Raw genomic sequence first — 12366 nt, forward strand, 5'->3', positions numbered from 1 at the left:
ACAGTGACCTGGACATACTCAAGCGTGCCCACGGCGCGATGGAGAAGGCGCTGGACGAAGCCTGGGAAAGCCGCGCCCCGGATCTGCCGATCAACACGCCCTACGAGCTGCTGACGCTGGCGTCGATCATCGAAAAGGAAACCGCGCTGGCCAGCGAGCGACCGCAGATTGCCGGCGTGTTCATGCGCCGCCTGAAGATCGGCATGCGCCTGCAGACCGATCCGACCGTGATCTATGGCATCGGCGCGGCGTACGACGGCAATATCCGCCGCCGCGACCTGACCACCGATACGCCCTACAACACCTACACCCGCTCTGGCCTGACCCCGACCCCGATCGCCATGCCCAGCCGCGATGCGCTGATGGCCGCTGCACAACCGACACCGGGCGATGCGCTGTACTTCGTCGCGGTGGGCGATGGCAGTGGCGCGCACGTGTTCTCGCCCAGCCTGGACAAACACAACGCCGCCGTAGCCCGCTACCTGCAGCAGCTGCGCCAGCAACGCACCCAGGAGACTCCGGCGCAATGAGTTCCGCGCTGCTTCGCCATCCCCGTTTCGTCAGCCTGGAAGGCGGCGAGGGCGCGGGCAAGACCACCGCCATCAACGCCATCCGCGAGTGCCTGCGCCGCCACGGCCATGAGGTCGTGTTGACCCGCGAGCCCGGTGGCACGCCGCTGGCCGAGCGCATCCGCGGCCTGGTGCTGAAGCCCGATGCCGAGATCGCCGCCGAGCCGCTCAGTGCCGAGGCTGAGCTGCTGCTGGTGTTCGCCGCACGCGCGCAGCATGTGCGCCAGGTGATCCAGCCGGCGCTGCAGCGCGGCGCCTACGTGCTCAGCGATCGCTTCACCGATTCCAGCTACGCCTACCAGGGCGGTGGCCGCGGCCTGGACCCGCAGTGGATCGCCGACCTGGAGCGCCGCGCCGTGGGCCTGCTGCCCGGCTTGACCCTGTTGTTGGATGTGGACGTGGCCGTCGGCCGTGCGCGTGCCAACGGCCGCGACCTGTGGCCGGACCGCATCGAAAGCGAACAGGACGATTTCTTCCAGCGCGTGCGCGAAGTGTTCCGCAGCCGTGCGCAGCAGGACCCGCAGCGTTTCGCGCTGGTTGATGCAGGACAGGTGCAGGAGCGCGTGGCTGCTGATGTGGTTGCGCGTGTCGAGCGCTGGCTGCAGCAAGGGGAGGGCGCATGAGTACGTTCTCGCCCTGGCAGCAGCGCGCGTTCGACCAGACCGTGGCTGCACTGGATGCAGATCGGCTGGGCCATGGCCTGCTGATCTGTGGCCCGGCCGGGCTGGGCAAGCGGGAGGTGGCCCTGGCCCTGGCCGACCACGTGCTGGCACGCGGGGATGCAGCGCATGCCACCCGCACCCGGCAGCTGATTGCCGCCGGCACGCATCCCGACCTGCAGCTGATCGGCTTCATTCCGAACAAGAGCGGCGACAAGCTGCGCACCGAGATCGTGATCGAGCAGGTGCGCGAGATCACCAACAAGCTGGCGCTGACCCCGCAGTACGGCGTGGCGCAGGTGGTGATCGTCGACCCGGCCGATGCCATCAACCGTTCGGCCGCCAATGCGCTGCTGAAGACCCTGGAAGAACCGCAACCCGGGCGTTACCTGTGGTTGATCAGCAGCGACCCGGCGCGCCTGCCGCAGACCGTGCGCAGCCGCTGCCAGCGCCTGGAATTCAAGCTGCCGCCGCGCGAGGAAGCGCTGGCCTGGCTGCAGCAGCAGGGCCACAGCGAAGCGGCCACGCGTGAGGCGCTGGATGCAGCACGCGGCCATCCCGGGCAGGCCGACAACTGGCTGCGCGAAGATGGCCTGAGCCTGCGTCGCGAGGTCGGCCGTGAGCTGGAACAGCTGGCCGCCGGCAAGACCGGCGCGGTGGAGCTGGCGCAGAAGTGGTGCGCCGATGACAACGCGGCGCTGCGCCTGCGCTTCGCTGCCGACCTGGCGCTGGCCCAGGCCAGCACCGATGCCTTGACCACGCCGGAGCGATTGCACAAGCTTGCAGCCTGGTTCGATGCGGCCAACCGCACCCGCGACCTGCTGCGCACCACCGTGCGCGCAGACCTTGCGGTGGTCGAGTTGCTGCTGGCCTGGAACAAGGTGAACGAGCGGCCTGCCGCGAGGGGAAATCGATGAGTGCCAGCAACGCCCGCCAGGGCATCCTGTCCCTGGCAGTGAAGGACAAAGCCGCGCTGTACAGCGCGTACATGCCGTTCGTGAAGAATGGCGGCATCTTCGTGCCCACGCCCAAGCGTTATTTCCTGGGCGATGAGGTGTTCCTGCTGCTGACCCTGCCCGATTCCAGCGAGCGCCTGCCGGTGGCCGGCAAGGTGATCTGGGTGACTCCGGCCGGTGCGCAGGGCAACCGCACCGCCGGCATCGGCGTGCAGCTGGCCGATGGCCAGGAAGGCGAGACGGTGCGCCACAAGATCGAAACGATCCTGGCCGGTCTGACCGGTTCGGACAAGCCGACGCATACGATGTGAGGTTGCGGATTGGCCTGCCCGGTGGGGCCGGGCGATGCCCGGCTGATCGGGGAAATGGGCCGGGAAACAGGATGTGAAAAGGTGTTGACGCCCTGAAAAACCGCCCTATAATGAGCGGCTCAGCAACACACCGGGCGGTTAGCTCAGCGGTAGAGCATTGCCTTCACACGGCAAGGGTCACAGGTTCGATCCCTGTACCGCCCACCATGTTGCAGAACGAAAAAAGCCTCCAGCGATGGGGGCTTTTTTGTTGCCTGCGATTTACCCGGACTTGTTTGCCACGGCGGTGATCGCATCGCCGAGGTCTGCATGCGCGGCGTGCGCGATCTGGCGTGCGGCCAGCAGCAGAGCGTTTCGATGGAAGTCGCCGATCTGCTGATCGGTATACCCGTCAACGCATACATGCTGTGCCGCGTGCTGAAGCTCGAGGACGAGGGAACGTTCGCAACAATACCCAGACACATCAAGTGTTCCCCGTTCTGTGTGTTGCGACACCCGAACGCCGTGCAGCCCCCGCGCGGCGCATGCCATGGATGGAAGCAGAGGGTTCCATCCGTGCGCTGTCCCGCCGCCCTCGGCGGGCGTAATCTCGGCCCATTGCCGCGCCCCCTCCCATCCCTGGAGTGCCACCATGCCGCTCGCCCGTATCGATCTTCGCAAAGGTAAATCCGTCGAGTATCGCCAGCGTGTCGGCGAAGCGATCTACCAGGCCATGCGTGCCGTCGGCGTGCCGGAAAACGATCGCTTCCAGATCTTCCAGGAGCACGACGCCGGCACGCTCGTGTACGACCCGGGCTACCTGGGCATCGCCCGCACCGATGACTTCATCTGCATCCAGATCACCTGGAACGAAGGGCGCACGCTGGAGCAGAAGAAGGCGCTGTATGCCGGTATTGCCGATGGCCTGCACGCGGCGGTGGGGATCCGCCGCGAGGATGTGTTCATCAATCTGGTGGAAGTGAAGAAGGAGAACTGGTCGTTCGGTAATGGCCAAGCGCAGTACGTGAGCTGATGCGCGAAGAGCATCCACGCATGGCGTGGATCTACACTTCGCTGCCCACCTGCGGGGCCTGCTTGACCGCTGCGGTGCTGGCCGCCTTCACGGCTTCGGCGCTGTTGGGTTGCTCGCACTCGATGCTGGTGCGATAGCCGTCGCTGCCGATGCTGTGCTCGGCGCGCTTGACCAGCCACTCGCCATCCACGCCATCGCGAAAGCCCTGCATGATCACCGTAGCCTCGGCCATCAGCGTCTCGCGGCCTGGAAGGCTGTAGCTCAGCGTACGCGTCTGCCGCGCTTGCTCGCGGTGCTTGGCGCGCGCTGCGGCTTCGGCGGTTTCGCGGTCGGCATAGGCCATGCGCAGGCGCACGATCGGTTCGCCGCTGCCCACCTTCACTTCCTGGCGCTGCGCGCCACGCACATCGCGGTAGTAGGCGATGGTGGTGCCGGCATCGTCGCGGGCGGCGATGGTGACGCGGTAGCTGCTGCCATCGGCCGGCGTAAGGGTCACCTCCGGAATGCGTTCGCCACTGGCGGTGGTCGATTCGCCACGTTTGACCAGCATCAGCCGGCCGCCGCCCGGTTTGGCGATGGCGTCGTGCTGTTTGGCCAAGCGCAGCAGCAGGTTCATGTCCGACTCCTGCGATTGCACCGTCAGCGGCAGCACGATGGATGCCAGCGACGCACTTACCGCAGCGGTCAGGCCGTGTTCGGCGGCCATCCGCTTGACCATGTCGCCGATCGTCGTGCCCTTTTTCCACGTGCGCGTTTTCTGCGTCTGCAGATCGTTCTTTCCGCCTTTGCTGGTTTCGAACGGTGCGGCGCGTGCGCGCAGGGTCATGCTGCCGGGATAGCCTGAAATCTCCACCTCGTCGCAGACGTACAGGCCCATGCGCCGCACCTCGCCGTCGTAGCCGATGAAGGCCTCCAGCTCCGCGCCCACGGGCGGCAGCTGGATCGGATCGTTCGGATCGTGGTCGGCCAACTGCAGTTCCAACGTGTCCGAGCTGTTGCCGGTCTCGTCGGTGATGCGCAGTGACTTGAAGCGCGACATGATCTTGTCGGTGATGTCCTGGCTGTTTGCCACCACGCGGAACGCAGGTGCGATGTTCAATCCCACAGCGATACTCCCTTGCGTTCCTTGGCTGGGCGCTGCACGTCCGGCAGGACAATCGCCACGCCAGCCGTGAGCACCGGGCCGCGCGCGGCCAGGCCGGGGTTGGCATCGAACACCGCGCGCAGGATCGCCGGCGATTGCTCGCCATAGTGCGCGTAGGCAACGCGGTCGACGACATCGCCATCGCGGGTGTTATACGTTCGTGCCATCGCTGTGCTTCCGGAGAGTGAGTGTGAAGTCCTGCTTCTGGATCTGGCTGTCGACGGTGAATTCGCTGGAGGTGACGTCGATCTTCTCGATGACCCACAGACCCAGATTGCCGCCCTTGCCGGTCAGCAGACGCTGCGGTTTTCCCTGGCTGGCCAGCTTGCGCAGTTGCGACATCTCGTTGCCAGCGCCACGGAACAGCGGGTAGACAACGCCTGGCAGTGTCATGGTGGCCGAGCCCGGGCCGGTGTACTGCAGTGCAGGCATCTGCCCGACGCGATCCTGGGCCTGCCAGCGGAAATCGTTGGACTGCTGGATCTGCTGGAATACGGCCGTGTTGAGGCTGAACTTGAAGCCGCCCAGCATCAGCAGCACCGGCGCGTTGCCGGAATCATTGCCCTTGAATTGCGACAGCAGCTTGTCTACTGCGCCGGTTACGAACTCGCGCTTCATGCTTAGTTCCTGTCTCCCAGGGTGGCGCGGGCCTGCACGGCCTGCTGGTGCTGCAGCGCGTTGGCGGTACGCCGTGCCAGCGCCTCGCTGGATTCACCCGGTTGCTGGTGGATGGTGATGTTGTTGGTCTGTTGCTGCTGCACGGTGGTGGGGGTGCGTGCGGTGGCAGAGGGCATCGGGGGGGCTGGGCGGCCTTTAGCAGCATCGCCGATACCAGCCCATCGCTTGCCGGCGCCCGGCGCATCGAAGGTGGCTACGTCCTTGGCCAAGCCCGCGGCGTCATCCAAGCCCCCTCTGCCGTTGGCGCGCATGTTGGTGTACGCCACCATGCCACTGCCGACTGCATCAGCACCGCCAGCAAGCACCTCTTTCCCGAAGTCCATGCCCTTGCCGACGAGTTCGCTGACCTTGCCCAGCCCGCCGCCGACGAAGCCCATCAGCTTCTCGATGTACGGTGCGAGGAACTCCAGTTTTTCGGCAAGCCAGTCGAACAGGAATTCGGCGCCGGACTTGATCAACGTCCATGTCATGCTCATTCCGTCTCCGATCGCGCTGGCCACGGTCGTATACACGCTGCCCATCCAGACGACGTACTGGATCAGGCCGCCGATGAGCTGGATATTCATGCGCAGGCCTTCCATGAGCACCGTGCCGACGAAGCTGCCGATCTCCGCTACGCGCGAAAGTTCGTTGCCGGTGTACTGCGCGGGAGCCAGCATTTTGGAGAGCCAGTCCCATGCCTGGCCCAGCAGCCCGCCGACCGCTTCCCATGCCGGGCGCAGCGGCTCGACGGCGCGCATCAGTTCGCCCATGGCGGCGGTTCCTGCGCCGCTGAGGCCATCCCAGACGCCACCGAGGAAGGCCTTGATCGGCTCCCAGTACTTGCGCACCAGCAGTGCGCCGGCGGTGATGGCGGCGATGGCGATTGTGATCGGACCACCGCCGATGGCACCGACGGCGGTCGCGACCACGCGGAACCCGGATGCCAGGCGCATTGCCGTCGGACCGAACTGCCCCATCTGCGCCAGCAGGCTGCCGCCGCGGAACAGCTCGAAGGCCTTCTGCACCGCCAGGATCGGGCCCTGCAGGAACGTCCACGCATAGCGCACGCCGAGTACCGCAGTGCGCATGCCCATCAGGCCGACTACGACCTGGGTGGTATTGGCGATCAGCTTCGGGTTTTCCTGCACGAACGACGCAACGCCGTTCAGCAGTTCGGTCAGCTTCACCGCCGCCTCACCCACGGCCGGCAGCAGCGCGGCACCGAAGGCCTTGGACAGGTTGTCCACGGCGATCCTGGCGCCTTCGATCCTTTCCGGGTCGGTCTGCAGCTTGGCCGCGAAGCCGCTGTCGGTGGTGCCCGCCGAGCTGTTGAGCGCTTTGTCGCGGATGCGGATGTACTCATCCCAGTTCTGGATCATCGGGCGTACGAAGTTCTGCGCCTGTGCATCGCCGAACAGTTTGCCGATCTTCGTCTGGTCGCCGGCGGTGGCCTGGATGATTGCCTGCATCGCCGCGTCGAACGGATTGCCACCGCTGCTCTGTGCTTCGCTGATGATCTTGCGCAGATCCAGTTTGAAGCCCTTCTTGGCGCGGGCCTGCAGGTCGGGCGAGAGGATGCTGGCCATGAAGCGCTGCATGTTGCCGGCCGCTTCGTCGGCACCACCGGCGCCTTGCCGGGCGACATCCAGCGCAGCGCCCATGGTGGCGGCGGCGGTGTTGCCGTGCATCTGCAGCGACTGGAATGCGTTGCCGAGCACCGGCAGTGCACCGGCCATGTCCTTCAGGCCCAGGCCACCGTTCTTGCCTGCCACCACCAGCACATCAAGCGCCGATTGCAGGCCGGCCGGATTGATCTTCAGCGCCTGCTGCAGGCCCGACGCCGCCAACGTGACGTCGTCGATGCTCTCGCCGGTAGCGGTGGTGGTGCGGCCGATCGCGCCCAGGCTGGATTGCGCGGTCTGCGCATCCAGGCCTGCGGCGACCAGCTGGCTGACCGCGCGCTGCAGTTCGCCCGCGCCTTGGTGGGTACGGCTGGATTCGGCCAGGATGGTCTGGCCCAGCGCAGCGACCTGGGCGCGGGTCAGGTTGGCGGCGTTGCCGATGGCCTGGTTCTCGCGCGCGAAGCCGGCGGCGTTCTCCACCGGTTTGGCCAGCGTGGTGATGGCGCTGCCGAGCATGCCGCGCGCATCGCCAAACGCCGCGCCCAGCTTTTCGCGCTTCTCAAGATTCGCCGTGCGCTTGTCTTCGATCCGCTGCAACGCTTCCTGGGAAGCGCGCAACGCATCGGCCTCGGCACGCATGCGGGCGAACTGGTTGCTCGACCTGCCCATGACATTGAGCTTGCGCTCGAGCTTGTCGGCTTCATCTCCGAGGCGCTTCAGGCCATCGTTGCTGAAGGACAGTGCGTCCTGCAACGATCGGGAAACCGAGCCGCCAATCGTGATCGTTGTCGTTTGAACGTTACTCGCCATGTACCGGCAATCCCTGTATCCACCAGATGAATTTCGACACCCGCAGCGTCATGATCTCGCGCAGGCCCCAGCCGGTATGGCCGGCCAGGGCGAGCGCTCCCTGCCTGATCTGCGGCAGGGTCAGGTGGTAAAAAGCGCGACGCCAGCCTGCAGGCGGGCGTAGTCGCGCAGCGGCATCTTGCGCACGTCATCCGGTGCGATCTCGCACAGGTTGGCGATCATGCGCACCTCGCGCTGGGCGTCGGTGCCCTTGTCGTCCTGGTAGCGCTCCATGTCTTCCACGGTCGGTTCGCGCATGCGCAGCACGGCGGTGTCCACGCCATTGACCTGGCGCGGGCGGGAGAGGGTGATTTCGGCATAGCCGTCGCGTTCGATGACGGTGTCGGCGGTGGTCTTGGTCTTGCTGGACATGGCTGTGTTCCCGGATGTCGATGGAGTTGCGGTGGATCCGGGGGCGCTGTGCGCCCCCGTGTACGTCGAAGTGGTGCCGGGAATCAGATGCCCAGTGCGCCGCGGATGCCGGCCAGTGCGTCCACGCCGCCCTGGCGGGCGATCATGTTGGTCACGTCGATCTCCTGCACGACCTGCACGCCATGGGTCAGCTTGTAGTAGCTCAGCGCCAGGGAGACCTTGACCGTGCCCTTTTCGCCGACCTTGGTTTCGCCGCGGTCGAGGGTCTTCACCTTGCCGCGCATGTTGTGCACGACCGAAGTGACCGAGCCATCGTCGGCTTCCAGCGCCTCGCGAGCGGTGAAGCCATACTCCTTGCTCTCGATGACGTGGAACTTGGACATGATCTCCGCGTCATCGGAGGCGAAGGTGACCTCGGCGGTCAGCTTGTCGTGGCCGAGCACGATCTCCGTCGGGGCGAGCATGCCGCCGGCCTGGAAGTCCTCGGTCTTCAGCGACAGCTTGGGGGCGGTGAAGGACATTACGCTGCCAGCAAAACCCTTGCCGTCGACGTAAAAGTTGAAGTTCTTGCGGATCTTGCGCGCCATGCTTAGAAGATCTCCGAGACGTAGTTGTTGTTCATGTGCATGCGGAAGGTCAGCTGCTCACCCGGGTAGGTCGGGGTGAAGTCGAAGTCCCAGTAGAAGCGGCCATCGGCCACGCTGGCCGCTGCGTTCAGTTCGGGGTCGATCCAGCAGTTGCCACCGAGGATCGCGCCCTGCGTCTTCAGGCCACGCAGGAAGGCATTGACGCCCTCGCGCACGTCATCGACGTAGGTCTTGCTGATGCCGCGGTCGACGGCCCACAGATGGGCAGCCTCCAGGCTGTCGGCGATGATGTCGGCGGTGCGCACCACGCACAGGAACTGCCACTTCGGATCGATGCTGGCGGTGCGGTTGCCCCACAGGCGGAAGCCACCTTCGCGGATGATGGTCGCCACGTTGGCCTGGTTCAGCAGGTTGGCGCGGCTGGTCGCATCGGACAGGCCGAAGTCGATCGCACGAGCGGTGCCGACGATGCCGTACAGCTCCTGGTTGGATGGCGATGCCCACCAGCCGCGCTCGTTGTCGCTGCGGGCGATGGCACCGGCCACGGCACCGGAGGCGTAACGGCTGACGATCGCTTCACCCTGCTGCACCAGTACGGCCGGATCGACCACGTAGACACGCTTGGAACCAGTCAGTGCGGTGGTGGTCTTGGCCGCATCGTCGTTGCTGTTCGGGCCATCCTTGATGATGATGGCGCGCAGCTTGTCGGCGATGCCGAGCAGCTCGGCCACGACCGGGTTGGCCAGGACAGTGTCCGGACTGGCCGGATCGGCCGGGTGCAGGTGGGTGAAGCCCGGGGCGACCAGGATGCGCGGCTTCACGCCGACGATGGACTTGGCGGCCAGCAGTGCATGCACGCCGGAGTACGCGCCGGTCTGTGCGTTCACGCCGCCGAGCACGTTGGCCAGGGTAGCGCTTTCATTGGCGCCGTTCTCGACGCGGATCACGACCACGACGGCCGACGACTGGTCGAAGATCGCATCCAGTGCGCCGGGCAGCGTGCCGGCTTCGGTGCCGGTCTTGGCCGACAGTTTGGCGGCCTGCGACGGCGAGGTCACCAGGACAGGCGTGTTGATGGGGAAAGCGTCGGCGTCGGCCAGCGGCGCAGTGCCGACGATGCCGATGACGCTGGTGGATGCAACAGCGATCGAGCGCGCACCGGTGTCGATGTTGACGACCTGTACGCCGTGGAGAAATTCGGTCATTCGGAGAGGTTCCTCGGTGTGGTGGTGTGCCTGCAGATGCAGGCGACGGGTATATGTTCGGAAAATGCGGCCGCCGCGATAATTGCAGCGGTGGCCCGGAGATCGATCAGACCCAGCCGGAGGCGCTGACGCTGGCGCTGAAGCTGGAGACCTGGGCATTGCCACCGGCACGACGCAGGTGGACGTTGATGCTGGTGGAGGCACTTTCAAAGCTGGTGGACCTGGCGGGCACGCTGATGGATACGCCTGCCGATTGCGTCGATGCCAGCGAGGCGAACGACGGTGCGCTGTTGCTGAAGTACGCCGCTCCCTGGTTGCTTATGCTGAACTGCACGTCGTACTCGGACGCACTGGCGCCGGCCGGAAGCCAGCGGCCGGAGGCAACGACGGTGTTGCTGTTGTTGCCGCCACCGGTGACGCTTCGACGGATGCTGTAGTTGCCATCGGACAGCATGTCGATCGAGATCGATGCCGATGCCGATCCGGTCGAGTTGGTCTTGGCGCCGTTGCTTGCCGAATAGCCCTGGCCATGGAACGGCAGGCGATAACTGGCGCTGCCGCGCGCAGCCCACAGGTTCGATACATCCATGCCGCCGATGCGGTAACCAACGTCACCGCGTTTGCTGCCGTACTGGATGTGGGCATAGCGACGGCTGAGGTCGGTGCCGCCCATGCGCAGGCCGGAATCCTGTGCAACGGGGCCTTCCACATAGGGATCGAACAGATCGTCGAAGTCGACGCCTGCCGAGCGATATCCGCTGGCCATGTCAGCCCTCCGCCTTCAGTGCGCGCACTTCTGCGGCCAGTTCCTGGATGGCCTTGGCCATGACCGGCAGCAGTTGGTCGAGCTTGACCGTGGCGACGCGTTCGCCGTTGAACTCGACACCTTCCAGGTTGACGGCCTCGGGTACGAGTTCGGCAAGCTGTTCGGCGACAAAGAAGAGACGACGGCGGCCGTCGCTGTTGTATTCCGGCTTGTAGTGACCGGTAGCCAGTTCCATGCGCTCGACGACAGCCAGGCCGTATTCGACCGATCCCCCGATGTCTTTGAGCTTGCGCGACGAACCGATGTCGAAGCCGCCGGTAGTGGTGAGCGCTCCGTTGCCGTTCAAGGTCATCAGGCCGCCCATGCTGCTCGGGTAGGTACTGATACCCCACTGCATGGTGCCGGCAGCCATCCACCAGCCACCCTGTATCGAGTTGTCCAGCATCCCAAAGCCACCGCCGAAGGAGCCTTCGGAGGTGAAGCCGAAACCGGTAATGCCCGTGCCGGGATTCGGGAATTCAGGCGAGGTGGTTACCTGCCCGGAATTGGACATGCGGATGCCACGTCGCATCGACGGGTTGTAGAAGTGAAAGCCGTTGCTGATCGCGTGCATTTCCGCGAAGCTGCTGCCGTCTCCGGTAACCGATTCGAGGGTTGTGCGAGGGAAGCCGTTCAGCGTCTGCGAGTGGAACCTGATGCCTGGCTGGGATTCGCCAGCTGCCCTGAACAGCGAAGGACCGTTGGCGAAGATGCCGGAATTGAAGGTGTGCCGTGTCCCGTAGTAGTTCATTGGCACGTAGGCATCAACAGCGGGGTTCGTGCCCATGATGCACGGGTAGCCGTCCCCGGAAATGGTGATGCGCACCTTGTTTCCGCTGGCCGGGCCAGCCGTGATGTGCGAGAGGTTCTTCAGCTCGCCGGTCATGGTGTCGCCAGACTTGTTTACCTTGCCTGCCGGATCGAAGTTTCCACTCGTCCAGATCGAGCCACCAGCACTCAACGTGGTGGTGTAACCACCGGCGGAATTGGCGAAGGTGAAGTTCGGGCCGTTCTTGAACAGGTACGAGCTAGCATCGCCCAGGACCAGCACGCCATCGTTGGCGACGCCGTTCCAGCCGTATGAGCGCAGCGAATTTCCGTTCACCGCGACGTGGCCGGTGAACGTGCCTCCGGTCTTGTCCATTTTGGTGTCCGGCACAAAGTTGCCGGCATGCCACATCGTAGAGCCGTTCCAGCGCGGGCTGTCGCCGTGCTTGATGGTGATTTCACTACTGGTCGCGCGATCATTGCTCCATACCCGCCACAGGCCTGCGTTGGCCCAGCCGCCGATGAAGGATTGCTCTGCACCCTGGGCGCCAAAGCCCACCAGCGGATACGTCCCGCCGACAAACTGCTGATCGGTGAAACTATTGGTTCCCTTGACCGCCTTGGCATCCAACACTCCCTGCAGTCCGGTCACATCCGCGATGACATGCTTGTGGCCGACAGTAGCGAAGTCACCCGCCAGGGCGAACGCGGATGCGTGCTTGCCATCCAGGGTATCGGCATCCAGGCCGTTGCCATGGCCGGTGTCCTTCAGTGCGGCACCCTTCAGCTCCAACGCGGTGCGTGCGGCGGCGGTGGTTGCGGCAGACAGCAGGGTCCTGGCCCCTGC

General features: G+C 65.2%; 14 protein-coding genes and 1 tRNA gene. 6 read left to right on the forward strand and 9 right to left on the reverse strand.

The genetic code is table 11. From position 1 onward, the window contains the following. From mltG to AB4Y84_RS03495, 6 genes are all read left to right on the forward strand, one after another. Nucleotides 1-530 (forward strand): endolytic transglycosylase MltG (mltG, locus tag AB4Y84_RS03470; protein WP_442249775.1); only part of this gene is annotated, 530 nt, incomplete at its 5' end. Then, complete coding sequence (gene tmk, locus AB4Y84_RS03475) at nucleotides 527-1192, forward strand: dTMP kinase (RefSeq protein ID WP_049467276.1); 666 nt, start codon at nucleotides 527-529, stop codon at nucleotides 1190-1192. The genes mltG and tmk, both read left to right, overlap by 4 nt. After that, nucleotides 1189-2145 carry a DNA polymerase III subunit delta' gene (locus AB4Y84_RS03480; RefSeq protein WP_442243915.1) on the forward strand — a complete coding sequence of 319 codons (957 nt, stop codon included), beginning with the start codon at nucleotides 1189-1191 and terminating at the stop codon, nucleotides 2143-2145. Before tmk ends, AB4Y84_RS03480 begins: the two co-directional genes overlap by 4 nt. Next, nucleotides 2142-2495, forward strand: coding sequence for a PilZ domain-containing protein (locus AB4Y84_RS03485; RefSeq protein WP_025874071.1), 354 nt, complete (start codon nucleotides 2142-2144; stop codon nucleotides 2493-2495). The genes AB4Y84_RS03480 and AB4Y84_RS03485 overlap by 4 nt, the downstream gene beginning before the upstream one ends. Nucleotides 2496-2627: 132 nt before the next feature. Next, nucleotides 2628-2702, forward strand: a tRNA-Val gene (locus AB4Y84_RS03490). A 424-nt stretch (nucleotides 2703-3126) separates the two neighbouring features. Next, nucleotides 3127-3507 carry a tautomerase family protein gene (locus tag AB4Y84_RS03495; RefSeq protein WP_025874066.1) on the forward strand — a complete coding sequence of 127 codons (381 nt, stop codon included), beginning with the start codon at nucleotides 3127-3129 and terminating at the stop codon, nucleotides 3505-3507. 31 nt (nucleotides 3508-3538) lie between these two features. On the opposite strand, the gene AB4Y84_RS03500 is transcribed toward AB4Y84_RS03495, so the two are convergent. The 9 genes from AB4Y84_RS03500 to AB4Y84_RS03540 form a co-directional block, all read right to left on the reverse strand. Next, nucleotides 3539-4612: a phage late control D family protein gene (locus tag AB4Y84_RS03500; RefSeq protein WP_312786209.1), complete on the reverse strand. Its 1074-nt coding sequence runs from the start codon at nucleotides 4610-4612 to the stop codon at nucleotides 3539-3541. Next, nucleotides 4603-4818, reverse strand: coding sequence for a tail protein X (locus tag AB4Y84_RS03505; protein ID WP_099842002.1), 216 nt, complete (start codon nucleotides 4816-4818; stop codon nucleotides 4603-4605). The genes AB4Y84_RS03500 and AB4Y84_RS03505 overlap by 10 nt, the downstream gene beginning before the upstream one ends. Then, nucleotides 4802-5269, reverse strand: a complete 468-nt coding sequence (locus AB4Y84_RS03510) for a phage tail protein (protein ID WP_105163537.1) — start codon at nucleotides 5267-5269, stop codon at nucleotides 4802-4804. Before AB4Y84_RS03510 ends, AB4Y84_RS03505 begins: the two co-directional genes overlap by 17 nt. Nucleotides 5270-5271: 2 nt before the next feature. After that, nucleotides 5272-7743: a phage tail tape measure protein gene (locus AB4Y84_RS03515; protein ID WP_442243913.1), complete on the reverse strand. Its 2472-nt coding sequence runs from the start codon at nucleotides 7741-7743 to the stop codon at nucleotides 5272-5274. A gap of 120 nt (nucleotides 7744-7863) precedes the next feature. Continuing rightward, complete coding sequence (locus AB4Y84_RS03520; RefSeq protein ID WP_312107798.1) at nucleotides 7864-8154, reverse strand: phage tail assembly protein; 291 nt, start codon at nucleotides 8152-8154, stop codon at nucleotides 7864-7866. 83 nt (nucleotides 8155-8237) lie between these two features. Continuing rightward, entirely contained in the window at nucleotides 8238-8741 is a 504-nt protein-coding gene (locus tag AB4Y84_RS03525) for a phage major tail tube protein (protein ID WP_093817501.1), read from the reverse strand. 2 nt (nucleotides 8742-8743) lie between these two features. Beyond that, nucleotides 8744-9946 (reverse strand): phage tail sheath C-terminal domain-containing protein, encoded by a 1203-nt coding sequence (locus AB4Y84_RS03530; RefSeq protein WP_312107800.1) that lies wholly within the window; start codon nucleotides 9944-9946, stop codon nucleotides 8744-8746. A 106-nt stretch (nucleotides 9947-10052) separates the two neighbouring features. After that, complete coding sequence (locus tag AB4Y84_RS03535) at nucleotides 10053-10712, reverse strand: hypothetical protein (RefSeq protein ID WP_442243911.1); 660 nt, start codon at nucleotides 10710-10712, stop codon at nucleotides 10053-10055. Between the two features lies 1 nt (nucleotide 10713). After that, nucleotides 10714-12366 (reverse strand): tail fiber domain-containing protein (locus AB4Y84_RS03540; RefSeq protein ID WP_442249776.1); only part of this gene is annotated, 1653 nt, incomplete at its 5' end.

This window comes from Stenotrophomonas sp. 2YAF22, assembly GCF_052114665.1.
Lineage (GTDB): Bacteria > Pseudomonadota > Gammaproteobacteria > Xanthomonadales > Xanthomonadaceae > Stenotrophomonas > Stenotrophomonas indicatrix.

Coding starts and splice junctions, on each gene's coding strand:
- tmk (WP_049467276.1), top strand. CDS start 527: ATGAGTTCCGCGCTGCTTCGCCATCCCCGTTTCGTCAGCCTGGAAGGC.
- AB4Y84_RS03480 (WP_442243915.1), top strand. CDS start 1,189: ATGAGTACGTTCTCGCCCTGGCAGCAGCGCGCGTTCGACCAGACCGTG.
- AB4Y84_RS03485 (WP_025874071.1), top strand. CDS start 2,142: ATGAGTGCCAGCAACGCCCGCCAGGGCATCCTGTCCCTGGCAGTGAAG.
- AB4Y84_RS03495 (WP_025874066.1), top strand. CDS start 3,127: ATGCCGCTCGCCCGTATCGATCTTCGCAAAGGTAAATCCGTCGAGTAT.
- AB4Y84_RS03505 (WP_099842002.1), bottom strand. CDS start 4,818: ATGGCACGAACGTATAACACCCGCGATGGCGATGTCGTCGACCGCGTT.
- AB4Y84_RS03510 (WP_105163537.1), bottom strand. CDS start 5,269: ATGAAGCGCGAGTTCGTAACCGGCGCAGTAGACAAGCTGCTGTCGCAA.
- AB4Y84_RS03515 (WP_442243913.1), bottom strand. CDS start 7,743: ATGGCGAGTAACGTTCAAACGACAACGATCACGATTGGCGGCTCGGTT.
- AB4Y84_RS03520 (WP_312107798.1), bottom strand. CDS start 8,154: ATGTCCAGCAAGACCAAGACCACCGCCGACACCGTCATCGAACGCGAC.
- AB4Y84_RS03525 (WP_093817501.1), bottom strand. CDS start 8,741: ATGGCGCGCAAGATCCGCAAGAACTTCAACTTTTACGTCGACGGCAAG.
- AB4Y84_RS03530 (WP_312107800.1), bottom strand. CDS start 9,946: ATGACCGAATTTCTCCACGGCGTACAGGTCGTCAACATCGACACCGGT.
- AB4Y84_RS03535 (WP_442243911.1), bottom strand. CDS start 10,712: ATGGCCAGCGGATATCGCTCGGCAGGCGTCGACTTCGACGATCTGTTC.